This is a genomic window from Bradyrhizobium jicamae, from assembly GCF_001440395.1.
GTDB classification, from domain to species: Bacteria; Pseudomonadota; Alphaproteobacteria; order Rhizobiales; family Xanthobacteraceae; genus Bradyrhizobium; species Bradyrhizobium jicamae.
Map to the genome: position 1 here is coordinate 3,632 of NZ_LLXZ01000176.1, position 23,028 is coordinate 26,659.

General features: G+C 63.1%; 24 protein-coding genes and 1 tRNA gene. 8 read left to right on the forward strand and 17 right to left on the reverse strand.

Annotated elements, in window-relative coordinates; translation table 11 throughout:
• Nucleotides 1–46: 46 nt before the first annotated feature.
• Complete coding sequence (locus tag CQ12_RS29180) at nt 47–847, reverse strand: phytanoyl-CoA dioxygenase family protein (protein WP_057838745.1); 801 nt, start codon at nt 845–847, stop codon at nt 47–49.
• Between the two features lie 139 nt (nt 848–986).
• Nucleotides 987–1,661 carry a GntR family transcriptional regulator gene (locus CQ12_RS29185; RefSeq protein WP_057838746.1) on the reverse strand — a complete coding sequence of 225 codons (675 nt, stop codon included), beginning with the start codon at nt 1,659–1,661 and terminating at the stop codon, nt 987–989.
• A gap of 139 nt (nt 1,662–1,800) precedes the next feature.
• Here CQ12_RS29185 and CQ12_RS29190 point away from each other — a divergent pair, with 139 nt between their 5' ends.
• Complete coding sequence (locus CQ12_RS29190; RefSeq protein ID WP_057838747.1) at nt 1,801–2,613, forward strand: class I SAM-dependent methyltransferase; 813 nt, start codon at nt 1,801–1,803, stop codon at nt 2,611–2,613.
• Between the two features lie 6 nt (nt 2,614–2,619).
• Here CQ12_RS29190 and CQ12_RS29195 read toward each other — a convergent pair whose 3' ends face one another.
• The gene (locus CQ12_RS29195) at nt 2,620–3,477 is read right to left on the reverse strand and encodes a sigma-70 family RNA polymerase sigma factor (protein ID WP_057838748.1); all 858 of its coding nucleotides are present in this window, start codon (nt 3,475–3,477) and stop codon (nt 2,620–2,622) included.
• 116 nt (nt 3,478–3,593) lie between these two features.
• Between CQ12_RS29195 and CQ12_RS29200 the strand changes: the two genes are divergently transcribed.
• Both CQ12_RS29200 and CQ12_RS29205 read left to right on the forward strand, forming a co-directional pair.
• Nucleotides 3,594–4,049, forward strand: coding sequence for a carboxymuconolactone decarboxylase family protein (locus tag CQ12_RS29200; RefSeq protein ID WP_057838792.1), 456 nt, complete (start codon nt 3,594–3,596; stop codon nt 4,047–4,049).
• A gap of 160 nt (nt 4,050–4,209) precedes the next feature.
• Nucleotides 4,210–5,943, forward strand: a complete 1,734-nt coding sequence (locus CQ12_RS29205) for an adenylate/guanylate cyclase domain-containing protein (protein ID WP_057838793.1) — start codon at nt 4,210–4,212, stop codon at nt 5,941–5,943.
• Between the two features lie 10 nt (nt 5,944–5,953).
• On the opposite strand, the gene CQ12_RS29210 is transcribed toward CQ12_RS29205, so the two are convergent.
• Complete coding sequence (locus tag CQ12_RS29210; RefSeq protein WP_057838749.1) at nt 5,954–6,778, reverse strand: alpha/beta fold hydrolase; 825 nt, start codon at nt 6,776–6,778, stop codon at nt 5,954–5,956.
• A gap of 4 nt (nt 6,779–6,782) precedes the next feature.
• Entirely contained in the window at nt 6,783–7,607 is an 825-nt protein-coding gene (locus CQ12_RS29215; RefSeq protein ID WP_057838750.1) for an alpha/beta fold hydrolase, read from the reverse strand.
• 187 nt (nt 7,608–7,794) lie between these two features.
• Between CQ12_RS29215 and CQ12_RS29220 the strand changes: the two genes are divergently transcribed.
• Complete coding sequence (locus CQ12_RS29220; RefSeq protein ID WP_057838794.1) at nt 7,795–8,337, forward strand: methylated-DNA--[protein]-cysteine S-methyltransferase; 543 nt, start codon at nt 7,795–7,797, stop codon at nt 8,335–8,337.
• A gap of 6 nt (nt 8,338–8,343) precedes the next feature.
• Here CQ12_RS29220 and CQ12_RS29225 read toward each other — a convergent pair whose 3' ends face one another.
• The 6 genes from CQ12_RS29225 to CQ12_RS29250 form a co-directional block, all read right to left on the reverse strand.
• Entirely contained in the window at nt 8,344–9,147 is an 804-nt protein-coding gene (locus tag CQ12_RS29225; protein WP_057838751.1) for an enoyl-CoA hydratase/isomerase family protein, read from the reverse strand.
• Nucleotides 9,144–10,013, reverse strand: a complete 870-nt coding sequence (locus CQ12_RS29230; protein WP_057838752.1) for an MBL fold metallo-hydrolase — start codon at nt 10,011–10,013, stop codon at nt 9,144–9,146. Before CQ12_RS29230 ends, CQ12_RS29225 begins: the two co-directional genes overlap by 4 nt.
• Before the next feature lie 17 nt (nt 10,014–10,030).
• Entirely contained in the window at nt 10,031–11,224 is a 1,194-nt protein-coding gene (locus CQ12_RS29235) for a serine hydrolase domain-containing protein (protein ID WP_057838753.1), read from the reverse strand.
• Between the two features lie 22 nt (nt 11,225–11,246).
• Nucleotides 11,247–11,861 (reverse strand): glutathione S-transferase family protein, encoded by a 615-nt coding sequence (locus tag CQ12_RS29240; protein WP_057838795.1) that lies wholly within the window; start codon nt 11,859–11,861, stop codon nt 11,247–11,249.
• 164 nt (nt 11,862–12,025) lie between these two features.
• On the reverse strand, nt 12,026–12,868 hold the full coding sequence (locus CQ12_RS29245; RefSeq protein WP_057838754.1) for a fumarylacetoacetate hydrolase family protein: 843 nt from the start codon (nt 12,866–12,868) through the stop codon (nt 12,026–12,028).
• A 143-nt stretch (nt 12,869–13,011) separates the two neighbouring features.
• Nucleotides 13,012–13,860 carry an MBL fold metallo-hydrolase gene (locus CQ12_RS29250; RefSeq protein ID WP_057838755.1) on the reverse strand — a complete coding sequence of 283 codons (849 nt, stop codon included), beginning with the start codon at nt 13,858–13,860 and terminating at the stop codon, nt 13,012–13,014.
• Nucleotides 13,861–13,977: 117 nt separating this feature from the next.
• Between CQ12_RS29250 and CQ12_RS29255 the strand changes: the two genes are divergently transcribed.
• The gene (locus CQ12_RS29255; protein ID WP_057838756.1) at nt 13,978–14,391 is read left to right on the forward strand and encodes a DUF3775 domain-containing protein; all 414 of its coding nucleotides are present in this window, start codon (nt 13,978–13,980) and stop codon (nt 14,389–14,391) included.
• Here the strand turns inward: CQ12_RS29255 and CQ12_RS29260 are convergent, their stop codons facing one another.
• The 4 genes from CQ12_RS29260 to CQ12_RS29275 form a co-directional block, all read right to left on the reverse strand.
• Complete coding sequence (locus CQ12_RS29260) at nt 14,392–15,381, reverse strand: NADPH:quinone reductase (RefSeq protein WP_057838757.1); 990 nt, start codon at nt 15,379–15,381, stop codon at nt 14,392–14,394.
• Between the two features lie 10 nt (nt 15,382–15,391).
• Complete coding sequence (locus CQ12_RS29265; protein ID WP_057838758.1) at nt 15,392–16,174, reverse strand: SDR family oxidoreductase; 783 nt, start codon at nt 16,172–16,174, stop codon at nt 15,392–15,394.
• Between the two features lie 120 nt (nt 16,175–16,294).
• Nucleotides 16,295–16,810, reverse strand: coding sequence for a CvpA family protein (locus CQ12_RS29270; protein WP_057838759.1), 516 nt, complete (start codon nt 16,808–16,810; stop codon nt 16,295–16,297).
• 294 nt (nt 16,811–17,104) lie between these two features.
• Nucleotides 17,105–18,712: a GMC family oxidoreductase gene (locus CQ12_RS29275; RefSeq protein ID WP_057838760.1), complete on the reverse strand. Its 1,608-nt coding sequence runs from the start codon at nt 18,710–18,712 to the stop codon at nt 17,105–17,107.
• 326 nt (nt 18,713–19,038) lie between these two features.
• Here CQ12_RS29275 and CQ12_RS29280 point away from each other — a divergent pair.
• Nucleotides 19,039–19,115: transfer RNA gene (locus CQ12_RS29280), tRNA-Met, on the forward strand.
• 91 nt (nt 19,116–19,206) lie between these two features.
• Here the strand turns inward: CQ12_RS29280 and CQ12_RS29285 are convergent.
• Complete coding sequence (locus CQ12_RS29285) at nt 19,207–19,920, reverse strand: TetR/AcrR family transcriptional regulator (RefSeq protein WP_245310223.1); 714 nt, start codon at nt 19,918–19,920, stop codon at nt 19,207–19,209.
• Between the two features lie 80 nt (nt 19,921–20,000).
• Between CQ12_RS29285 and CQ12_RS29290 the strand changes: the two genes are divergently transcribed.
• Together CQ12_RS29290 and CQ12_RS29295 are read left to right on the forward strand one after the other, a co-directional pair.
• Nucleotides 20,001–20,861, forward strand: coding sequence for a sugar phosphate isomerase/epimerase family protein (locus CQ12_RS29290; protein WP_057838761.1), 861 nt, complete (start codon nt 20,001–20,003; stop codon nt 20,859–20,861).
• Nucleotides 20,858–21,931 carry a Gfo/Idh/MocA family protein gene (locus CQ12_RS29295; protein WP_057838762.1) on the forward strand — a complete coding sequence of 358 codons (1,074 nt, stop codon included), beginning with the start codon at nt 20,858–20,860 and terminating at the stop codon, nt 21,929–21,931. The genes CQ12_RS29290 and CQ12_RS29295 overlap by 4 nt, the downstream gene beginning before the upstream one ends.
• Here CQ12_RS29295 and CQ12_RS29300 read toward each other — a convergent pair.
• A complete protein-coding gene (locus tag CQ12_RS29300) occupies nt 21,928–22,833 on the reverse strand; it encodes an amino acid ABC transporter substrate-binding protein (protein WP_057838763.1) in 906 nt (301 codons plus the stop codon). The genes CQ12_RS29295 and CQ12_RS29300 overlap by 4 nt on opposite strands.
• Nucleotides 22,834–23,028 lie beyond the last annotated feature (195 nt).

Sequence of the window (23,028 nt, forward strand, 5' to 3'; positions counted from 1 at the left end):
GGACAAGCCCGGGCATGACGAGTGTTCAAAATGGAAATACGCCGCTCTACTCCGCAGCTTGACGCGGGGCACGCGCCAGCCGCAACAGCGCGTCGTCATCCACCGGCTGGATCGGCGTAAAGTCGCGATGCGCTATGTATTCGGGGCGCGTCGGCGTGCGGATGTAGTTCGAGACCGCGTTCAGCGTCAGATAGACGATCTTGCGCGGGTAGGGCGTGATGTTGCCGCTCGATCCATGAACCAGGTTGCCGTGGAACATCAGCATGCCGCCCGCCTTGCCGGTCGGCGCAACGATGCCGCCTTCCTTGACGAGCCGGGTGACGGTCTCCTCATCCAGCGTCCACAGCGGATAGGAGGTGGTCTCGAGGTCGTGCGAGGCCTTGAGGTCGCCGGCGTGCTGGCTCTTCGGCACCAGCATCAGGGGACCATTGATCGGCATCACCTCGTCGAGGAAGATCGCGATGTTCATCGCGCGCGGCAGCGGCATGCCGTCGTCGCGTTTCCAGGTGCCGTAATCCTGGTGCCACTGCCATACGTCGCCGGTGAACGCGGCTTTGGCGTTGATCTTGAACTGGTGCATGTAGAGCTTTTCGCCAAAAATCTGCTCGATCGGCTCGATCATGCGCGGATGGGCGCCGAGAACCCCGAAGGCCTCGTTGTAGAGATGCGCGGCAAAAGCGGTGCGCGGCGCGCCGCTCTTCTCGCGCCACACTTCAGGTCGGCCAGCGTCATAGATGCTGACGGCTTCGCGTGCCAGATAATCCACTTCCTCCTGGCTGAACAGCTCCGGCAGAAACAGCCAGCCTTCGCGGTTGAAGAACTCGATCTGCTGTGGCGTCAGTTTCATGGCGTTCTCTCCTTTGGTTTTTTGTTTCCATCTCCTCATGGTGAGGAGGCGCGCAGCGCCGTCTCGAACCATGAGGCCCCAATCTTTTCTGCGACCCATCCATCGAGACGCCGCTGCGCGGCTCCTCAGGATGAGGTCGTTACGCCGCCTTGTCGGTTGCCCTCAGTCTCTCCTCGGTCATTCGTCCAGCCGTCTGCGCATGCGCCAGCGCGGCTGCCTCCGCGGCCTTGGCGTTGCCGGCGAGAATGTGCATGGCGATTGCCTCATGCTCGGCCCAGGCGCTGTCCCGGTAATCGAGTTCGGCGAGCACGGTCGCCATCGAGCGGCGCATATGCGGCCATTGCGGGGCGATCATCTCCTCGATCGCGGGATTGCCCGCGAGGCGATAGACCGCGCTGTGAAAGTCGACATCGAGCGCGATCAAGCGCGCCAGCGGCGTATTCCCATCGATGGTCCGCCCGGCCTGCAGCGCCGCTTCGAGTTGCGTCCGGCTGGAAGTATCGGTCCTGGCGCGGCTGGCGGCGAGCCGGGCGGCGAGCGCGTCGATGGCGCCGCGCACCTCATAGAGCTGGCGAATGCGCTCGGGATCGAGCCGGGTCACCTCAAAGCCGCGGCGGCCGCTCTCGGCGACCAGACCTTGCCGGTGCAGCAGGTGCAGCGCGTGGGACACCGGCTGGCGCGAAACGCCGAGCCGTTCCGCCAGCTCGTTCTGTCGGATGCGATGCCCAGGCGGCAGCGAACGGTCTGTGATCGCCTCGAGGATCCGGGCGTAGACCTGGTCGATCAGGTTGGGAAGCGGATCCAAGGGGATCATGCCGGCTATCCAATTTTGGAATACGGAATTCCGAATTCAAATCTAATCCCCAGCCTGCGTCCTCGTCAAGGCAGAAATCGGGGTGTCGGGGTGGGGTGGTGAGGCCTATTCTCAGCCCGAAGCAATGGGAGGTCCGCGCATGAGCAGCGACGCAGCCGGCTTCACTGGCAATATCCCCCAGCATTACGATCAGGGGCTCGGCCCGATCATCTTCGCCGAATACGCCGCCGATATCGCCAGGCGCGCAGCCGATAGCCGTCCGGCGCGGGTGCTGGAGACCGCCGCTGGCACCGGCATCGTGACCCGGAAACTGCGTGACGCGCTGCCCGAAGGCACGCAACTGATCGCGACCGATCTCAATCCGCCGATGCTTGATATTGCCCGCGCCAAGTTTCGGCCCGGCGAGCAGGTCGCTTTCCAGCCTGCCGATGCGATCGCGCTTCCCTTCGCCGATCAAAGCTTCGAGGAAGTCGTCTGTCAGTTTGGCCTGATGTTCTTTCCCGACAAGTCAAAGTCCTTTTCCGAGGTCTATCGGGTTCTCGTTCCCGGCGGCCGCTATCTGCTCAGCGTCTGGGATTCGCATCGCTACAATACGTTTGGGCGTATCGCGCACGAGGTGGCGGGGCGTTTCTTTCCGGCCGATCCGCCGCAGTTTTACAGCGTGCCGTTCTCCTGCCACCAGATCGATCCGGTCAAGGAGTTCTTGATTGCTGCGGGCTTCGGTGACGTCGGCATTGCCGTGATCAGGCAGGAGCGGGAGCTGCCTGACATTGCGCACTTCGCGCGTGCAGCGGTGTTTGGCAACCCGCTGATCGATCAGATCCGGGCGCGCGGCGGCGCCGATCCGGGGCGCATTGTCGAGGCACTGGCGCAGGAATATCGCCGGGAATTCGGCGATAAGCCTGGCCGGATGTCTATTCAAGCGATCGTGTTTTCCGCGACGAAGAGATAACCCTGATCACGAGAGCAGGGCTACGTCGAACTCGCCCATCTGTTCGGCGTCCGCCACGGCTTCGATCGCCGATATCCGGTCGCCGCTGATGGTCAGGCGCACCACGACGCGCAATTGCCCGCCGAGCATAACGGCGAGCGCCAGAGATCCGTCGACCAGCGCCGGCTTGGCGGCCTGCGCGCGGCCCTTGAAGAACTCCGCGACCGCGGTGGCGCCCCTGATTTCAGCTTGCGAACCGAGCCGCTGCGCCGCTTGATCAGCGCGCACCACCACATCCGGATCCAGCACCGCGAGCAGTCCTTCGAAATCGCCGTCGCGGGAGGCCTTGAGGAAGGCGTCGACGATGTTTTTCTGCCGGTCGAAGTCTGCGTCCGGTGGCGGCGAGCCCTGCACCCGCCGGCGGGCGCGGCTGGCCAATTGCCTCGCTGCGGCAGGTGTGCGGCCGACGATCGGTGCGATCTCTTCAAAGGGAACGGCAAACATGTCGTGCAGCACGAAGGCGAGCCGTTCGGCCGGGGCCAGCGTTCCCAGCACCACCAGCAACGCCGCGCCGACGGAATCGGCCATCTCGGCGTCCCGCCCATATGCATCATCAGCGACAGGCTCCGGCACATGCGGTCCCATCGGTTCCTCGCGTCGTGACTTGCGCGAGCGCAGCATGTCGAGGCAGACGCGGGCGACCACGGTGGTCAGCCAGCCGCTGAGGTTTTCAACGGCACTGGTGTCGGAGCGGTTCAGCCGCAACCAGGTCTCCTGCACGGCGTCGTCGACCTCTGCGGTCGAACCCAGCATCCGGTAGGCCACCGCCCGCAGATGGCCCCGGTTGGCCTCGAACTTTTCAGCCAGAAACTTTTTCTCGTCCATCGGTCACATTCCCATGTCGTGTTCCGTCATGGCTATGACGAACGAAAGCGCGCCGATGTGACAGCAAATCGGCGCGGCCGCGTCAAAACAGAACAAACCATATGGAGCGTAAAATGATGCAAGCCCGAATGAACCACCCGGTCATGGTTGTTCCCGATGCCATGAAGGCGCTGCACACACTCGGCGAATTGACCAAAAGCAGCCTGTCGGAAAAACTGCTCGAACTGGTGCATCTGCGTGCCAGCCAGATCAACGGCTGCAGCGTCTGCGTCGACATGCACCCAAAAATCGCCAGGAAGGCCGGCGAAACCGACGAGCGCCTGTTCGCGGTGGCGGCCTGGCGCGACACGCCCTATTTCACCGAGGGCGAACGGGCGGTGCTGGCGTTGACGGAAGCGCTGACCCGGATCAGTGATCGCGCCGACCCGGTACCGGACGAGGTCTGGGGCGAGGCCGACAAGCATTTCGACGAGGCGGAGCTCGCCGCGCTGATACTGGCGATCGCCAACATCAATGTCTGGAACAGGCTCAACGTCGCGGTGCGCCAGCCCGTCGGTGTATGGAAAAGCTAGGGGGAATATAATCCCCAAACTAGCGTCAATTTTAGCGTGCCGGATCGTGCTAAATTGACCGGCTCGCGCTAAACAGATGAGCCCGGCCAGATCGGCCGGGCTTTTCGATCCTGCCCTTCATGCCGCTTTGATCATGGCCGCCCCTTTAGAACGCCTGTCCATGCTGCGACCGACCATCCGCAAGCGGATCCTCGGCATCGCGCTTGGTCTGATCTTCCTGATGGCGATCACGTCGGCGCTGTCGACGGTGATGACGCGCAAGATCGCCCACCAGCTCGACGAGTTCAGCGGCAAATATGTCGAAGCGTATGGGCATCTGGCGCGGATGAATATCCGTTCGCTGGAGCAGGCTCTGGCGCTGCGCCGGATGATGATCGGCAGGATGCAGTCGCCGCCCGACGAGTCATCCGTTGCGGATCAGCGAAAAATCTATGAAGCGAAGGGGCAGGAAATAGAGCAGGAAGCGCAAGCGGCGCGTGCGCTGATCAATGCGATCATCGACGATACCTCGACTGCATCCGATAATGCCCGGCTCGGCCGGATCGATGATCGAATCGAGCGCGTAATCAGCGATCTCCATCGCTACCTCGGTGAAGAATACAAGCGGCTGTTGCTGCTGCTCGAGGCCGGCAATATCCCTGAAGCCCGGGCCAGCCTGGCCAGGACCGACACGTTGCGCGACGACCTCAACCAGAGGATCGATGTTATCCGCACCGACATGCTTGCGCTGGTTCGCGGCGATGCCCTGATGACGATGCGCGACCAGAACACGGCCATTTTCATCTCCGTTGTCCTGACCATGCTTGCGAGCATCCTCGGATTGATATTTTCACTTTTCATCAGCACCGGCATTACTGGACCAGTCCGGCGTTTGCTGGAAGGCACCCGTGCGGTGGAAGCCGGCCGGCTCGACGGATCGATCGACGTCACCACACGCGACGAAATCGGCCAGCTCACGACCGCCTTCAACAACATGGTCGAGCAATTGCGCCACAAGGAACGGTTGCGCGAAACCTTCGGTCGCTATGTCGATCCGCGCGTCGTGGAGGGCTTGATCGCCCCGCAGTCGCTGACCGCGAGCGCTGGCGAGCGGCGGGTGATGACGGTGCTGTTCTGCGACATGAAGGGCTTTACCAGCCTCAGCGAGGGCATGACGCCGCAAGGTCTCGTCAAGGTGATGAACCACTATCTGTCGACGATGTCGGGGCCGATCCGCAGCCATCGCGGCATCATCGACAAATATATCGGCGACGCGATCATGGCCTATTGGGGTCCTCCCTTTACCGAGCATAGCGAGCAGGCGCGGCTGGCCTGCCTTGCTGCAGTCGAGATGGCCAACCGCGGCCAGGCGTTGCGAACCGAGCTGCCCGAATTGATCGGCGTGCGCACGGTTCCGAGCGACTGCGAAGTCCGCATCGGTATTGCCACCGGCGAGGTGCTGGTCGGCAGCATCGGCTCGGAATTCATGATGAGTTACACCGTGATGGGGGATGCGGTAAATCTGGCGTCCCGCCTGGAGAATGCCAACAAGGTCTATGGCAGCCATTCGCTGGCCTCGGAGGCCGCAATCATGGCTGCCGGCGACGCGATTGAATCGCGCGAGGTCGATCGGCTCGTGGTAGTTGGCCAGACCCATCCCGAAGCGGTGTTCGAGATCATCGGGCGCGCGGGAGAACTGACCGAGCAGCAACTTGAGCTGCTGGCGCGGTACGCCGAAGGGCTCGCCGCCTATCGCGCGCGGCGCTGGGATGAGGCGCGGCTGGCGTTTCAGGCGGCACTCGAAGCCGTCCCCGGCGACGGGCCGTCGATGGCGATGGCTGCGCGGGTCGAGACGTTTCGGGTCAACCCGCCGCCCGCCGATTGGGACGGCGCATGGCGTCTCGATCAGAAGTGAAGCGACGGATTCACGCCTTCAGAAATTCCAGCACGATGTCGCAAAATTCCTGTGGCGCCTGTTCGAACATCCAGTGACGCGTGCCCGGGATCACGGCCGTCCGTGCGCCCGGAATATGTTCGGCCAGCACGCGCCAGTTCGTCGCCAGCGTGCCCTTGGTGTCACCGCCGCCGATCAACAGCGTCGGCGTCCTGATCGATTCCGCTTCGCTCTTCAGAAACGGCTTGCGGTTTTCGCCGACCTGACCGAGCAACGTGTAAACATTGTCGCGCAATTGCTGGCGCTGCACTGCCGGCCACCGCGCCCACGCGCCGTCGCCGTCGATCGCATCGACGAATAATCTAAGCGCAGCTTCGATGTCGCCATTCCGCACGTTTTTCACAGCTGATGCCATCTGCGCCGCAAGCGGAGTGAGGCCGGAAGGCGCATCGGCCGGCTGCAGCGCCGGTTCGAGATCGCCGCCGGGTTCGGCGAGAACAGCCTTGCGTAGCAGATCGGGCCGCGCCTGCGCCACGCGGAAGCCGATATGGCCGCCGCGGGAATGGCCGATCAGATCGACCGGGCCGGCGTTCAGCTTTTCGATGAAGCCGATCATGTCGGCGACGTGCTGCGCGATCAGATAGTCGTTGCCGACGCCGTCCCAGTGTTCGGGAAAGAAGCGCCGCAGGCTCAGCGAAATCACGCGGTGCTGTTTGGATAGCGGTCCGAGCACAGCGTTCCAGGTGCGGAAATCGCCGAGCGTACCGTGCACGAGGACCAGCGGCGGTGTGCCGGCTGTGCCGCGGCCGACATCGAGATAGGCGATGTCATAGCCGTTGACGCTCAAGGTCTGCATCAGATCAGTCCTCCGCGAGATACGCCAAAACGATCTCGCAATATTTCTGCGGCGCCTGCTCGAACATCGGATGGGTGGTTCCCGAAATCATCTCGGTGCGCGATCCACTTACGCTGGACGCCAGCGCCTTCAGCACCTTCGGCAGCGTGCCCTTGGTGTTGGCGCCGCCGATGAACAATGTCGGCGTCTTGATCGCTTCTGCATCCGCTTTCGAGAAGGGCGGGCGCTGGTCGCGCATCTGGCCGATCAGCGTCGTGGCGTTGTCGCGCAGCAATTGTTTCGGTGTCGCCGGCAGGCGCTTCCACGCGCCGGGACCTTCCAGCGCATCGATGAAAATCTGCAAGCCGCCGTCGATATCGCCCCTGGCGATTACCTCGGCGGAAGCCGAGATCATGCCGGCGAGCGGCGAGGGACCGGGCTTGTAGGCGGGATCGAGCGTGGCGTCGAGTTCGCCGCCGGGCTCCGCCAGGATCAGCTTGCGCAATAAGTCGGGCCGGCGCTGTGCGACGCGAAAGCAGATGTGGCCGCCGCGGGAATGGCCCATCAGGTCGACCGGCCTGGTATCCAGCTTTTCGATGAAGCCGATGACGTCATCCACATGCTGCGCGATCGAATAGGTGTCGCCGACGCCGTCCCATTGCTCCGGGAAGAAGTGCCGTAACGAGGGGGCGATCACGCGGTGCCGGCGTGTCAGCGGTCCCAGCACCGACGACCAGATCCGGAAATCGCACAGCGAGCCGTGCACGCAGACCAGCGGCGGGTCGTCGCTGGTGCCTTGACCGATGTCGAGATAGGCCATGTCATAGCCGTTGACGTGAAAGGACTGCATGCGGTCTCGTGAGGGATGAAATAGGGCTCAAGCCATTGCAGGCCTTGGGCGGGAGCCCCAGATCAGCGGAAGTTGTTCATGCCGTCAAGTTCCCCCGGAATTCGGGTGGATAGCAATAATCTCCAAGCCTAGATTTGGGCCAGATGCGAAACGGGGTGGCACTGAACAGAAGACTATGGAGCCAGCCATGACCGGGCACCATTTTACGATATTCGACACCGCGATCGGCCGCTGCGGCATCGTGTGGGGCGAGCGCGGCATCACCTCGGTGCAATTGCCGATGGGCGACGAGAACAAGACCCGCACCCGCCTGCAGCAGCGCCATGGGGATATGATCGAGGCACCACCACCGGCGAAGGTGCAGGCCGCGATCGACGGCATGATCGAACTGCTCGACGGCAAGCCGAACGATCTCGCCGACGTCGTGCTCGACCTCGACGGCGTGCCCGAATTCAACCGCGGCGTTTACGACATCGCGCGCACCATTCCGCCGGGCAAGACCATGACCTATGGTGACATCGCCAAAAGACTCGGCGGCGTCGAGCTGTCGCGCGACGTCGGTCAGGCGCTTGGCCGGAACCCCTGTCCGATCGTGGTGCCGTGCCACCGCGTGCTGGCGGCGGGCAACAAGCCCGGCGGCTTCTCCGCCAATGGCGGCGTGGTGACGAAGCTGAAGATGCTAGAAATTGAAGGTGCGGTGGTGAACCACACGCCGAGCCTGTTCGACTGACCGGCCCTACTTGCCTTTGAAATTGGGTGTGCGCTTCTCGTTGAAGGCCAACACGCCTTCGCGGCGATCTTCCGTCGGCACCACGCGGTTATATGCCTCGATCTCGAGCGCGAGGCCGTCGCGCAGCGATAGTTGCAGGCCGCGATGGATCGACAGCTTTGCCTGGCGGACGGAAATCGGCGCGTTGCGGGCGATCCGCGACGCGGTCGCCTGGGCCGAGGGTAACAACTCTGGCAATGGAAACACCTCGTTCACAAAGCCCCATTCACGCGCTTCAGTTGACGTAAACGGCTTGCCCGTCAGGATCAGCTCCTTGGCGCGGCGCTCGCCGACGGCACGCGGCAGGGTTTGCGTGCCGCCGCCGCCCGGCATGATGCCGAGTGTCACCTCGGTCAGCGCAAAGCGCGCGCCTTCCGCCGCATAGAGAAAATCGCAGCATCCGGCGATCTCGCAGCCGCCGCCATAGGCGGCGCCATTGATGGCGCCGATGATCGGGACCGGGCAGTCGATCAGCGCTCGCACCATCCGCTCGAAAATGACGTGCTGGCGCGTCCACGCCTCGTCCGTCATGCCGCGACGCTCCTTCAAGTCACCACCGGCGCAGAACGCCTTGTCGCCAGTGCCGGTCAGGACGATGCAGCGCAGGCTCTTCGGATCGAGCGCAACATCCTCGAAACAGCGCACGAGATCGCGGCCCATCTGGGTGTTGAGCGCGTTGGAGGCATCCGGACGGTTCAGCCGGACGACCGTGACGTGTTCATCGACCGGTTCGACCGAGAGCGTTTCGAAGGCGGTTGGGTTTTGATTCATATCGCCTCGCAGGTAAATCCGCTGCCCGCGCGCCGGATTCTTCCGACCGAAGGCGACGGGAAATGCGCGGTGCAGCACAGCGTCTCGGCGTCGCAATAGCGTTCCAGGAAGCTGCGCCGTGTCTTCGCCGCCTGCGCCTGGTCGACGTCGAATTTCATGGATAGTTCCGGATAAAGCGTCTGCAGCGGCGAATGCATCAGGTCGCCAGAGAATACCGCGTCATCCCTGCCGCGGCCGAAGGTGAAGGCGGCGTGGCCGGGCGTGTGGCCCGGCGTCGGCAGGATGCGGGTATGATCGCCGATCGCGAAATCGCTGCGGACGATCTCGGCCTGCCTGGATTCCACGACCGGCAGCACGCTGTCGGCAAACGGCGGCACCGGCGTTTTCGCGTGCGTCTCGGTCCAGTAGTCGAATTCGGTCCTGTCGAAGACGTAGCGCGCTTTCGGGAAGGTCGGCACCCAGCGGCCGTTCTCAAGCCGCGTGTTCCAGCCGACATGATCGACATGCAGATGCGTGCACATGACATAGTCGATGTCGTCGACCGAGAATCCGGCGGCGGCGAGACCGCGCATATAGGTGTCGTCGGTCTTCATGTTCCATTTCGGACGCTGCGGCCGCGGCTTGTCGTTGCCGATGCAGCTATCGATCAAGATGGTGTGGTGCGGCGTCTTCACCACATAGGACTGGAAGCACAGGATCAGCACGTCCTTGTCGTCCAGCGCGCCGGCCTTTTGCATCCACGCCCGGTTCTCCGCCAGCAGCTCCGGTGTCAGGCCTGGCAGCATCTCCAGGGCCGGCAGGAAGGTGGTTTCCTGTTCGATGATGCGGTGAATGGTGAGATCGCCGACGGTAAATTTCAGGCTCATGCTTGCCCCTGGCTGAACTATCGCGCGTTGTCCCTGATGTAGGGAACGATGAAATTGGCGAGGATGTCGAGCGCCGCACTTCCTTGCCGGGGGCTGCCATAAAGCCCTGAAGTCGTCACCATCACAAGGTCGAGCTCGGGGATGATGAAGATCCGCTGGCCGCCGAGGCCCTGGGCCGCAATCCACTTCACATCCTTGTCGCCGGATAGGGTGCGACCCATCCACCATTGCTGTCCGTAATAGAACAGGCCACCGAAATAGCCGATCGCCTGGAAGCGCGGCGTGACCGATTGCTCGACCCATTTCGCCGAGACAATTTCCCGGCCGCCCCATGCGCCCTTGTTGAGCACGAGCTGACCGATCTTTGCGGCATCGCGCGGGCGGAGGCGAAGGCCGGCGGCCGACGAAATATGCTCGTTCCGGTACTTCATCCATTCCCAGTCCGAGATGCCGAGGGGAGCGAACAGCGCCTCACCCGCGAACGCCTCCAGTGACTTACCCGATACACGCTCGATGACGTTGCCGAGCAGGTCCGTTCCACCGCTATTGTAATTCCAGACGGTGTCCGGAGGTGCCACGATCGGCTTCGACAGGACATAGCGGAACGGGTCGGCGTCCATGCTGAGTTGCCGTTCGTCATTTTGCAGATCGGCCCAGGGGCGATTCTGATCCCATTGCATGCCCGACGTCATGGTCAGGAGATGACGGAGGGTGATGTTGTCCCAGCCCGCCGTTTTCAGCGCCGAGTAGTCCGGAAAGAATTTGAGGATGGGGTCATCCACGCTCTTGATCAGTTCGCGATCGATCGCAATCCCCACCAGCAGCGACGTCACGCTTTTCGAAACCGACCGCATGTCGTGCTTGGTGGTCGCGTCGAACTCGAACGGTCCCCTGGCCGTTCCCCAGAGCTCGTCAGGGCCATTGAAGTATTGCTCGAATACCAGCTTGCCGCGGCGAACGATGACCACGGCATGAACGTTGGCATTGGTAGCCGCAAGTCGCGCCGCAATGCCGCACAGGCGCGGGCCGTCGAGGCCGACGCTCTCCGGTGTCGCGGTCGGCCAGCCATCGTTGAGTGATGTCGGGCTTCCGCAGGCGAGATTGCGCTGGTCGGTCGAGAACTGATGGGTCTGCGCCGCGGCGGCAGACGCCGCGAGCGCGACGACGGCGGCAAGCCCGAGGCGCCGCAATACCTTGCCACCCTCGCGCATGCCGCTGTCTCCTTTTTGGATGTTACGCCGGGGGCGGCACCGAGATCTTTACCGACGGCCGCTCCAGCATCTTCTGATGGAACGCGTCGAGCTTCGGATAGGCCTTGCGCCAGCCGCAATCGGCAAAGCGGAAGTCCGCATAGCCGAGCACGCAAACAAGGCCGATCTGCGCAATGTTGAACGGGCCGGACAGCACGTCAGGCCTGTTCTCGAACCGTGCCATGCCGGCCCAGGCGCGCTTCCAGTGGTCGTCGTGCCAGGCATCCCAGCGCAGCCCTTCCGGCCGCACCATCTTTTCGTAGCGGCACAGCAGCATGGAATCGAGCATGCCCTGCAGCAGGGAATGATCGCTCTTCACCTTCCAGCGTTCGGGCCCGGATGCGGGGATCAGCTTGCCGCCGCCGGCGAGTTCGTGGAGATATTCGACGATGACATAAGAATCGAGAATGACGTCGCCATTGTCGAGGATCAGTACCGGCAGCTTCTTCAGCGGCGTGATCTTGGAATATTCCTCGTTCGGCTGCCCCGGCGCGACGGTGGCCGGCGTAAGCTCGATCTTGTCGATCAGGCCGGTCTCGATCGCGGCGATGCGGACTTTTCGGGCGAAGGGGGAGGCGGGAGAGAAGGTGAGTTTCATTTTCTTGCTTCCTTCGATTTTTTCTCTGTCATGGCCGGGCAGAAGCGCGAAGCGCGTCTTCGCGCTAAATGTCCCGGCCATCCACGTCTTTCGCGCGTCGAGAGCCAAGACGTGGATGCCCGGCACAAGGCCGGGCATGACGAATTAGCTCGCGGCTATTCCGCTCACGCCGCGATGATTTCCTGGCGCTGCTCGCCGAGGCCGTCGATGCCGAGTGTGACGACGTCGCCGACATTGAGGAAGGTCGGCGGCTTCATGCCGAGGCCGACGCCGGGCGGGGTGCCTGTCGTGACGATGTCGCCGGGCAACAGCGTCATGAACTGCGAGACATAGGAAATGCACTTCGCCATCGAGAAGATCATGGTCGAGGTGTTGCCGGTCTGGCGGCGCTGGCCGTTGACGTCGAGCCACATGCCGAGCTTCTGCACATCAGGGACTTCGTCCTTGGTGACGAGCCAGGGCCCGACCGGCCCGAACGTGTCGTGCGACTTGCCCTTGGTCCACTGGCCGCCGCGCTCCTGCTGGAAATTGCGCTCGGAGACGTCGTTGCAGACGCAATAGCCGGCGACGTGGTTGAGAGCGTCGGCTTCCGAGACATACTTGGCGCGGGTGCCGATGATGGCGGCGATCTCGACTTCCCAGTCGAGCTTGGTGGAGCCGCGCGGCTTTTCGACCGCGTCGTTCGGGCCCGACAGCGAGGTGTTGGCCTTGATGAAGAAGATCGGCTCGGTCGGGATCGGCGATCCCGTCTCCTTGGCGTGGTCGCTGTAATTCAGGCCGATCGCGACGAATTTCGAGATGCCGGTGACGGGTGCACCGAAGCGCTGTTTGCCGTCGACGGCGGGAAGCTTGGAGGTATCCAGCGCCGCCAGCTTGGCCAGCGCGGCCGGCGCATAGGCCTCCCCGTCGAGGTCCCTGATTTGGGCGGAAAGATCTCGCAACTGGCCGGATTTGTCGATCAGGCCGGGCTTTTCCGCGCCCTTGGCGCCGTAACGTACAAGCTTCATTTTATCGCTCCCTGCGGGGTTTTCTTTGGGAATTCGGGGAATTTCCCTAAACTTCAGACGCTTCTTGGAACAGCGGCGCAGGAAATTCAACTGCCGAAAGCGCAGGGTAGGGTGGGCAAAGGCGCCCAACATCACCCAGAAAATCACTCCAGGGATACGAACCTGAACGCGTCTCCATCGCGCCTGATATGGCCGGCGCCAAAGTGCCCGCCGATCACCAGCGCCGGCGTGTCGGCAAAGCGTGCAAACAACTTGCGCCGCGTCTCGGCCGACTGCCGGGGATCGGAATCGGCGGTCGAGGACCAGCCGAGATGGGCCATCTGGCAGGGATGGTGGGCGACGTCCCCCGTCAGCAAGCCTTCCTCGCCCTCCGACCTGATATGGACGCTCATATGGCCGGGGCTGTGGCCGGGCGTCGGGATCAGAATGATCTCATCCGAAAGCCTGGCATCGCCGGCGACGAGATCGGCCTTCCCGGCGTCGGTGATCGGCTGCACGGAATCGTCGAACACGGCGCGCTTGTCCGGCTCATCGCTGTGGTCGCGCCAGTAGTCGTATTCAGTCTTGCCGAACAAGTATCGGGCATTGGCGAAGGTCGGCACCCATTTGCCGTCGACAAGTTTCGTGTTCCAGCCGACATGGTCGACATGCAGATGCGTGCACAGCACGGTGTCGATGCTGTCGGGCGGAAAGCCTGCCGCCGTCAGCGTGTCGAGGAACGGATCGTTGCGATTGTTCCAGGTCGGCACCTTGCGGCCCTGCTTGTCGTTGCCGAGTCCGGTATCGACGATGATGCGGCGCGACGATGTCTCCACCACGAACGAGTGGATCGACATTTTGAGCCGGCCTTCCTCGGTGGCGAACTGCGGGATCAGCCAGGGCAGTTTCTGAATTTCCTCGTTGGTTGCGAGCGGCAGGATGAAGCGGGTGCTGCCCACGGTCTCCATTTCAACGATTTTCGTGATCCTGACCCTGCCCACGTTCCACTGCATCCGGCGGTTCCTCCCGTTTCTGTTTGTTGAGCCAAGGATGCGGGTTTCCTGTTTCCGGCGCAACGGATCATCTCGCGGCGTTTGGCGTTATCGCATGGCCCGTATGAGGAACATGCGATGCCAGAACTGATGATTTCACCCGAGAAAGTCGGCTTTCTGATCGAGAAGGCGCGGCAGTTCGACGTCAAGGAAGCGGCGTCCGATCCAGACTCCGGATCGAACCCTGCCGATGACGACATGATCGATGTGCTGGAGGATGATGGGCGCGATCCCGTCGCACGCGAGATCGCCGGTTTCATCAATGCGCTGAGCGAGGACGAGCAGATCGACCTCGTCGCGCTGATGCGGCTCGGCCGCGGCGACGGAACCATCGAGGAATGGAAAGATCTGCGGCGGCAGGCCGCGGAAGGACGCAGTGGCCCCACCGCGCGCTATCTGCTGGGCGAGCCGATGCTCGGCGATCTTCTCGCCGAGGGGCTCGATGAATTCGGTCTCTCCTGGACCCAAGAGCGGACCACGCCGATCCAGTGATTATCGGGCGCAGTCCACGATGACGGTGCCGAGCTTGTCGCCTTTCTCCACCGCAAGATGCGCCTCGGCGGTGTCGGAGAGCGCGCACCGCGCGGCGACGTTATGGATGCGTGGGCCTGCCGCCAGCCATTTCGTGATGTCTGCCTGCGCCGCCGCCAATAGCGGCGGTGGCAGCGCAAACAGCACGAGCGTGCGAAGCGCGATGCATTTCTCCATCAATTCGCGCATCGGCACCACGGGCGTGCGGTTACCGTTGGTGGCATAGACCGCGATCGTCGAATTCACACCCATCAGCTTCAGCGTGGTCTCGATGTTGCCGCCGAAATCGACGTCGACGACGCGATCGACGCCGCGCTGCCCGGTGAAGGCCATTGCCTTCGCGACGACGTCCTCCGTCTTGTAATTGACGACGAGATCGGCGCCGGCGAGCCGCGCCTGCTCGGCCTTCGCCGCTGAGCTGACGGTCGCTATCACTTGCGCGCCGCCCCATTTGGCGAGTTGCACGGCGTAGTGCCCGACTGCGCCGGCACCGCCGGTGACGAGCACGGTCTGTCCCACGATCGGACCATCGCAATAAAGGGAGGTCCACGCCGTCATGGCGGGAATGCCCAGCGTGGCGCCTTCCGCAAACGACAGATTGTCCGGTAGCGGCGTCACCAGATGTTCGGCGAGCGCAATATATTCGGCCGCGGTGCCGAACGCGCGGCCGTTGCGCTGGCCGTTGAACAGCCAGACGCGTTGACCGATCTTGAGCCGGGTGATGCCGTCGCCGACCTGATCGATGATCCCGGCGCCGTCGCTGTTGGGAATGACGCGCGGATATTCCATCGGCCGATAGCCGCCGCCGCGGCGGCCGACATCGGCTGGATTGATGCCGGACGCCTCCAGCCGCACCCGGACTTCGCCCGGGCCGGCCACCGGCGTCGGCATCTCGCCATGGGCCAGCACCTCGCGCGCTGGCCCCGTTCGTTCGTACCAGACTGCCTTCATCCCGCGCCCCTTAGAGCGTGCCCGGGAATGCGCCGCCGTCGAGCAGGATGTTTTGCCCGGTGATGAAGCCGGCTTTGGCACTGCACAGGAAGGCGCAGGCCTGGCCGAATTCCTCGGGGTCGCCAAAGCGTCCCGACGGATTGAGCTTGGCGCGCTCGGCGAGCACCTGGTCTATCGGGATGCCGCGCTTCTCCGCTTCCGGCTTGGCCGTTCCGGTCAGGCGGTCGGTAACGAACGGTCCCGGCAACAGGCCGTTGATGGTGACGTTGTTGATCACGGTCTTGCGCGACAATCCGGCGATGAAGCCGGTGAGGCCGGCGCGCGCGCCGTTGGAAAGCCCCAATATATCGATCGGCGCCTTCACCGCGGCCGAGGTGATGTTGACGATGCGGCCGAATTTCCGCGCCATCATGCCGTCCACCGTCGCCTTGATCAGTTCGATCGGCGTCAGCATGTTGGCGTCGATCGCCTTGATCCAGTCGTCGCGGGTCCAGTTGCGGAAATCGCCGGGCGGCGGGCCGCCGGCATTGTTGACGAGGATATCCGGCTCGGGACAGGCCTTCAGCACCGCCTCGCGGCCGGCCGGCGTGGTGATGTCGCCGACGATCTCGGTCACGGTGACGCCGGGATTGGCTTTGCGGATTTCGTCGGCCGTCTTCTTCAGCGCCTCCGCGCCGCGGGCGGTCAGCGTGACATGCACGCCTTCATTGGCGAGCGCGATGGCGCAGGCGCGGCCCAGGCCCTTGCTCGATGCACAGACGATGGCGCGACGGCCTTTGATCCCAAGATCCACTGTTTCTCTCCCGTTGTGTCAGGTGATGTTTGAAAGGTGATGCGGCCACTGTAGCCAAGTCGAGCGGCCCTGATAAGAGAGCGGCTACCGCCGAAACGCATATCAGGGAGACCACGCCGATTATATGTGCCGGTCTTTCCTCAGGCGGTCGATCGTGGCCACGAGATCCGGCGGAAGGGATTTGATGCCCAATTGCCCGGCGGCCGATAGCAGCGGACGCAACGGCGAACCGGTCATGAATGTCGGCTGCTGGTTGGTTGGCAGAAGCCGGTCGAAGAACAGTACGAGGGTGGTCGCAATCAGGCCAACGCGCACCGCGCCAAGGGCGGCGCCGCCAACGCGGTCTACCATGCCGGCTCGCGGGCCGATGGCGTCGTCGAGGGCTATACGCGCCAACTTCCCGAGCACCATGCCGGTAACCAGAAAGACTCCGAAAAACAGCAGCGAATTCTGCGCGAATGGCGAGGCAAGCTTGTTTCCCATCTGCGGCGACAATAGCGGCACCAGCCCTATCGCGATCGGCATCGCGGCGAGATAGGCCACAATCGTAATCGCGCTGCGCAACAGCCCGGTATTGAAACCGGTGACCACGGCGATAGCCAGACCGAGATAGACGACGGCGTCGAAACTGTTCATCGGGAAAATTCCACCGGGTTTCGATACCGATGCTTCGTCAATGAATCGGATGGGCGATCGCTAAAATCGTCCGTATTGGCGGACCGAGGCGGCTGGAAATCGGCTGTGTCTGGTGAGCTCCGCTTTCTCCCCGTTATGCGAGGAAACGTAGGGTGGGCAAAGGCGCGCTTGCGCCGTGCCCACCATCCATCCGCACCGGTACTGCCATGCTGGCCACGCTTCCGCCTTCGCTCTGCGAGCTACGGCGGACAAGTCGCTTTGCCCACCCTACGCTCTTCGCAATGACAGCGCCGATCAACCCGCCCGCATTTCCGCTTTGATCATATCCGCGGCCTTCTCCCCGATCATGATGGTCGGCGCGTTGGTGTTGCCGCCGATCAGCGTCGGCATGATCGAAGCGTCGACCACGCGCAATCCCTCGACGCCGTAGACCTTCAGCTTGGGATCAACGACGGCCATGGGATCGTTGACGCCCATCCTGGCGGAGCCGACCGGGTGATAGACGGTATCGACACGCTCGCGCAGGAGCTTGCGGATGTCGTCATCGCTATGCACGCCTTCCGTGAACATCTCCTTCTTCTGCAACGCGCGCAGCGCCGGCGTTTCCATCAGCCGCCGCGTGGTCTTGAAGCCTGCGACCATGGTTTCCAGATCGTCCGGATCGCCAAAGAAATTCGGATCGATCAGCGGCGGCGCGAACGGATCGGCGCTTCCTAGCGAAACGCTGCCGCGGCTCTTCGGCCGCAGCAGGCAGACATGGCAGGTGAAGCCGGTGCCGCGGTGACGCTTGCGGCCGTGATCGTCGGCCAGCGCCATGCCGAAATGAAGCTGGATGTCGGGAATGTCGAGATCGGGTCGGGTCTTCAGGAAGCCGCCGCACTCGGCAAAATTCGACGTCATCGGCCCGCGACGCTCACGCCGGTACTGGCGGATGGCCCGCAACAGCCGCGGCAGCGCTTTCAGCGAGATGCCGTTGAAGTTCGGGTTGTCGGACATGTAGCCGAACACGAAATCCGGGTGGTCCTGCAGATTCTGCCCAACGCCGGGCGAATGATGCACGGTGGCGATGCCGTGCTTGCCGAGCTCGGCGCTGTCACCGATGCCCGACAGCATCAGGAGATGCGGAGTTTGGAAGGCGCCCGCGGAGAGGATCACCTCGCGCCGGGCGCGGATCTGCTTCAGCTCCTTGCCCTGGCGGTACTCCACGCCGACCGCGCGCTTGCCTTCGAACAGGATGCGGGTGGCGTGGGCGTGGGTCTCGACGCGCAGATTGGCGCGGCTTGCCATGTGCGGGTGGATATAGGCGCGCGCGGCGCTGCAGCGTTCGCCGTTCCGCTGCGTCAGTTGATAGATGCCGAGGCCTTCGTGCTCGTCGGCGTTGAAATCCTCGCGCAGCCGAAACTGCGCTTCCTGCGCCGCCTGCAGAAAAATCTGCTGCACCGGATTGCCGGTGCGCGACTTGTTGACGGCGAGGGGGCCGCCCTTGCCGTGATATTCGCCGCCGAAATCGGCATTGTCCTCGGCGCGCTTGAAGTAGGGCAACACGTCGCTAAACGACCAGCCGGCGTTGCCGAGCGACGCCCATTGATCGTAATCGGCACGGTGGCCGCGGATATAGACCATCGCATTGATGGCGGAGGAGCCGCCGAGCCCCTTGCCGCGCGGCTGATAGCCGATGCGGCCGTTGAGGCCCTTTTGCGGCACGGTGCTGAAGGCCCAGTTGTTGACGTTACCGGCAACCATCAGCACGAGTGCGAACGGCGTCGTGACCACCCAATTGTCGTTGCGGCCGCCGGCGTCGAGTAGCGCCACCGACGTCTTCGGATCTTCCGACAGCCGGCCCGCCACCGTGCAGCCGCCGGAGCCGCCGCCCACCACCACGAAATCGTAAGCTTCCGCCACGTCTGTTCCCCCCGGATTTTTTGTCTGGCGGCCTCACGGGCCGCGCCTTTGGGCCGCAAAAGTCCGCTTTTGCGGCGTTTATGGCAAGAGCGGTTCCAGGGGGTGGTTTTGGCGCTCCAAGTGCTCGTTTTTGCTGTCATAAAATCTGCAAAAGCGCTCTCTTGCCCCTTTCCAAAGCAGGACGACGTTGATACATACCCCTCGCGCCCGATGGCTTTGCCCGGGTTGCCTTCTCAGGAAGCCTCCGGACGGATCGACCGGCGCAAACACGCGTTGGCCGGGTTCGTTTCGGGTTCGGTTTTTTCGAAGGCAGTGCAACGGTTTAACGCGGGGTGGAGCAGCCCGGTAGCTCGTCAGGCTCATAACCTGAAGGTCGCAAGTTCAAATCTTGCCCCCGCAACCAAATCTCTCGACCGGATGAGATGAAACGGCCCGCCTTTGGCGGGCTTTTTCGTATCGGAGCCGCCCGCCGGCTTGCCGCCTGGCCATTCGGATCAGTCCCTCCGCACGTGGCGCCACAGCAGGTCGGCGATTTCGCGGCGGCGTTGCGCCTTGGCTCTGGGCGATGACATGTCCCAGCCGAATTGCGCTTCGAAGGTGTGGCGGTTCGCGACTGAGAAGAAGCAGAGCGCGTTGAGCGTCATGTGCAGCTCGTTCGGATCGATGCCCGGCCTGATCGCGCCGCTGCGCACGCCTTTTTCCAGCACCGCCGCGATCTGGTTGATGATGGGCCGCGTCATTTCTTTCAGCTTCCGGCTGGCGCTGATGTGCCGGCCGCGGTGAATGTTCTCGATCGTGACCAGGCGGATATATTGCGGGTTGGCCTGGTCGAAATCGAAGGTGAATTCCGCAAGCCTTCGGATCGCAGCCTCCGGCTCCAGTGCCCCGAGATGCAGCTCTTCTTCGGCAAGGCGCATCTTGGCGTACGCCATCTCGAGCACGGCTATGAACAGCTCTTCCTTCGAATTGAAGTAATAGAAGATCAGCCGCTTGGTGATGTTTGCGCGTGCCGCGATCGCGTCGGTGTTGCCGCCAGTCAGGCCGTTTTCGGCGAACTCCGCAAATGCAATCTCAAGGATTTCACGTCTGGTCCGCTCGCGGTCGCGCCGCCGGATCGGCGGCTTCTTCGCATTCGCTGGCTTTTTCGCAGGCTCCATCGGGCCGTCCGGTCCTTCCGCGCGGGCGAGTGCGCGCTCGCCGGCCATCATGGACCGAATCGATCGCCATTGACAGTAATTACCCTATAGGATAATTATAATTATCCTGTGGATTAATTAGGGCGGAGGAGATGACGCGCTTGGTGCTTGGCCTTGCCCATCTGACCGCGCTCGAACTGTCGCCGTCCGCGCTGGTCACCGCAGCGGCGCGCGCCGGCTTCACAGCGGTTGGCCTGCGATTTGTCCCGGCGACAGCAGGTGGTCCGGCCTATCCCACGCGAGTCGGGACGGAAGCCCACCGTGCGCTCAAACAAATCCTCATCGCCGAGGGTGTCCGGGTGAGCGATATCGAATTCATTCAGCTCACGCCTGGCATCGACGTGCAGGCCTTCGCAGGCATGTTCGAGGCCGCCGCCGACCTCGGTGCCACTTCGGTCATTGCCTCCGGCGACGATCACGACCATGCCCGGCTGACGGCACATTTCGCCGAACTCTGCGACCTCGCGCTAGCGTTCCGCCTGCGCGTCGATATCGAGTTCATGCGCTGGCGCGCGATCGGGGCGCTGCCGCAGGCCCTCGCGATCGTGCGCCAGGCCGGCAAATCGAACGGCGCCATTCTCGTCGATGCCCTGCATCTCACTCGTTCCGGCGGCAAGGCAGGCGATCTGATTTCCATCCGCGACGAATGGCTGCGCGCCGCGCAAATCTGTGACGCCGGAGCGGACACGCCTTCGACTGAGGCTGCCATCATCGCCGAAGCGCGCGAAGGACGGCTGCCGCCGGGAGAAGGCTCGCTGCCGTTAGGCGATCTTCTGGAAGCGCTCCCCGCCGACGCCTTCCTCAGCGTCGAGATGCCCATGCCGGCGCTGGAGACGCGGGCACGGATCACCGCGGCCTTTGACGCGACCCGGCGGCTGCTTGATCGCCACTCGCGCGGCACGAGGCGGCCGGGCGAACGCCGCGAAAATTCACCGACAGGACACCAGACGTGAACAGCATCACCATCGGCGTGATCGGCGCGGGGCTGATCGGACGCAAGCATCTGCGAAAACTCGCCGAGCGGAGCGACTACGATCTGGTCGGCATCGCTGACGTGAACCTCGATCAGGTCGCAGCCGAGTATCCGAACACGCGCGTGTTCGCGGATTACCGTCAGTTGCTCGACGAGGCGCGGCCGAAAGCCGTGATCATTGCTTCTCCGAACCAGCTTCACGCCGGGACCGGCATCGAATGCGCCCGGCGCGGCATCGATATCCTGATCGAGAAACCGGTCACCGATACGCTGGAGAGCGCGGCGATCCTGCTGGCTGAGGTGCGCAAGCACGGCATCAAATCGCTGGTCGGTCATCACCGCCGCCATCATCTGCAGGTCAGGACGCTGAAGTCCCTGCTCGGCGAGGGGCGGATCGGTGACATTGTCGGGGTGTCGGCGATCTGGGCCACGCACAAACCGCAAAGCTATTTTGAGGTCGCGCCGTGGCGTAGCCAGGCCGGTGGCGGCCCGGTCCTGATCAACCTGATCCACGAGATCGACTTCCTTCGCTTCACCATCGGCGAAATTCGGGCCGTCGAGGCAATTGCCTCGAACCGCCGGCGCGGCTTTGCGGTCGAGGATACCGCCGCCGCGCTGATTGAATTCGATAATGGCGCGCTCGGCACCTTCTTCATCAGCGACAGCGCGGTCACGCCCTGGACGATGGAGCAGGGCCTGGGCGAAGCCGTGGAATTTCCGTTCAGCGGACAAGGCAGCTACCGCCTGATGGGCCGCCGTGGTGCGCTCGAGTTTCCGAACCTCGTGCAATGGGCGCAAGCTGATGGCGCGCAGGATTGGAACCAGCCGATCCAGGCTCAGCACATCCATGCCGGCACGATCGATCCCTATGTCGCGCAGCTCGACCATTTTCGCGACGTGATCAGCGGAACGGCGCCATCGCTGCAGCCGGTCGAGGATGGCGCCCGCTCCCTGATCGCAACGCTTGCCATTGCCGAGGCCGCAACCGCCGGCCGGCGCATCGACCTGCGCGATCGCTACGCGGCACTCGGGTCGGCCGCAAGTCCTTAGCGCTCGTAGCTTGCCGGGTCCGGGCTATCAGACGGATGCGCGAATGCCTTGCGCAAGACCGCCGGCATCGGAGTCTTGAAATTGAGGCCGTTGGGCGGCACCGGCGATTCAAACCACTTCCTGTAGATCGCTTCGATCTCCGGGCTTTTGTACAGATCCGCGGTCGTTCGATCGGCCACGGCCTTGAACGGTGCATCGTCCTTGCGCAGCATGATCCCGTAAGGTTCGGCCCTCGACAAGGCTTCCTCGCTGATCACGTAGGCGGACGGATCCTTTGATCGTGCGATCGCGACGGCGAGTTGTACGTCATCGAGGACGTAGGCGGCCGCGCGGCCGGTCTCCAGCATGAGAAACGCCTCGGCCTGATCCTTGGCGGCCAGCACGGCGATGCCGAGATTTCGTGCAGTATTGACCTGGTTGAGCTGCACCATGTTGGTCGAGCCCGATATGGCGACGACAGGCTTGCCTTTCAGATGGTCGATTGTCGCGATGTTGTCGGACTTCCTCGCGGCAAACCGCGTGGCCGACAGGAAATGCGAATTTGTGAACGTCACCTGGCGCTGCCGCTCCGCATTGTTGGTGGTGGAAGAGCAGACGAGGTCGACCGTCCCATTCATCATCAGTGGAATGCGATTGGACGACGTGACGGCAAGCGTCTCGACGGCAACATTCGCGACCTTGAGTTCGCGCTTGACCGCATCGACGATCCTCAAGCAGATGTCGACGGCATATCCGATCGCCTTTTGATCGCCGTCCAGGTAGCTGAAGGGCACCGAGGCTTCCTGAATGCCAAGGATGATTTTGTTGGTCTCCTTGATCTTCTGCAGCGTTCCGGTCAGTTCGCTCGCATTTACAGACGTCGTCGTGAGGACCGCCGCAATCATGATCGCAGACAGGCGCATTGAGTTCACTCCGTTGGATATCGGTCGTTCTTGTGAGGGCCTTGAGTACATCGACCCGTAGCAACACGATCGCTTGGTCTTAGCCAAGATTGTTCTCGCGCGATATCAAAGCTTGCTTCTACCAGCTATCAAACAATTTTATCGATACGCTGCATATCCGGCGGGTGCTCAACGCGGACGCCGCACGTCTGGATC

Bases quoted from the DNA above. Each gene is read 5' to 3' on its own strand.
- CQ12_RS29180 (WP_057838745.1), bottom strand. From the start codon at position 847: ATGAAACTGACGCCACAGCAGATCGAGTTCTTCAACCGCGAAGGCTGG.
- CQ12_RS29185 (WP_057838746.1), bottom strand. From the start codon at position 1,661: ATGATCCCCTTGGATCCGCTTCCCAACCTGATCGACCAGGTCTACGCC.
- CQ12_RS29190 (WP_057838747.1), top strand. From the start codon at position 1,801: ATGAGCAGCGACGCAGCCGGCTTCACTGGCAATATCCCCCAGCATTAC.
- CQ12_RS29195 (WP_057838748.1), bottom strand. From the start codon at position 3,477: ATGGACGAGAAAAAGTTTCTGGCTGAAAAGTTCGAGGCCAACCGGGGC.
- CQ12_RS29200 (WP_057838792.1), top strand. From the start codon at position 3,594: ATGCAAGCCCGAATGAACCACCCGGTCATGGTTGTTCCCGATGCCATG.
- CQ12_RS29205 (WP_057838793.1), top strand. From the start codon at position 4,210: ATGCTGCGACCGACCATCCGCAAGCGGATCCTCGGCATCGCGCTTGGT.
- CQ12_RS29210 (WP_057838749.1), bottom strand. From the start codon at position 6,778: ATGCAGACCTTGAGCGTCAACGGCTATGACATCGCCTATCTCGATGTC.
- CQ12_RS29215 (WP_057838750.1), bottom strand. From the start codon at position 7,607: ATGCAGTCCTTTCACGTCAACGGCTATGACATGGCCTATCTCGACATC.
- CQ12_RS29220 (WP_057838794.1), top strand. From the start codon at position 7,795: ATGACCGGGCACCATTTTACGATATTCGACACCGCGATCGGCCGCTGC.
- CQ12_RS29225 (WP_057838751.1), bottom strand. From the start codon at position 9,147: ATGAATCAAAACCCAACCGCCTTCGAAACGCTCTCGGTCGAACCGGTC.
- CQ12_RS29230 (WP_057838752.1), bottom strand. From the start codon at position 10,013: ATGAGCCTGAAATTTACCGTCGGCGATCTCACCATTCACCGCATCATC.
- CQ12_RS29235 (WP_057838753.1), bottom strand. From the start codon at position 11,224: ATGCGCGAGGGTGGCAAGGTATTGCGGCGCCTCGGGCTTGCCGCCGTC.
- CQ12_RS29240 (WP_057838795.1), bottom strand. From the start codon at position 11,861: ATGAAACTCACCTTCTCTCCCGCCTCCCCCTTCGCCCGAAAAGTCCGC.
- CQ12_RS29245 (WP_057838754.1), bottom strand. From the start codon at position 12,868: ATGAAGCTTGTACGTTACGGCGCCAAGGGCGCGGAAAAGCCCGGCCTG.
- CQ12_RS29250 (WP_057838755.1), bottom strand. From the start codon at position 13,860: ATGCAGTGGAACGTGGGCAGGGTCAGGATCACGAAAATCGTTGAAATG.
- CQ12_RS29255 (WP_057838756.1), top strand. From the start codon at position 13,978: ATGCCAGAACTGATGATTTCACCCGAGAAAGTCGGCTTTCTGATCGAG.
- CQ12_RS29260 (WP_057838757.1), bottom strand. From the start codon at position 15,381: ATGAAGGCAGTCTGGTACGAACGAACGGGGCCAGCGCGCGAGGTGCTG.
- CQ12_RS29270 (WP_057838759.1), bottom strand. From the start codon at position 16,810: ATGAACAGTTTCGACGCCGTCGTCTATCTCGGTCTGGCTATCGCCGTG.
- CQ12_RS29285 (WP_245310223.1), bottom strand. From the start codon at position 19,920: ATGATGGCCGGCGAGCGCGCACTCGCCCGCGCGGAAGGACCGGACGGC.
- CQ12_RS29290 (WP_057838761.1), top strand. From the start codon at position 20,001: ATGACGCGCTTGGTGCTTGGCCTTGCCCATCTGACCGCGCTCGAACTG.
- CQ12_RS29300 (WP_057838763.1), bottom strand. From the start codon at position 22,833: ATGCGCCTGTCTGCGATCATGATTGCGGCGGTCCTCACGACGACGTCT.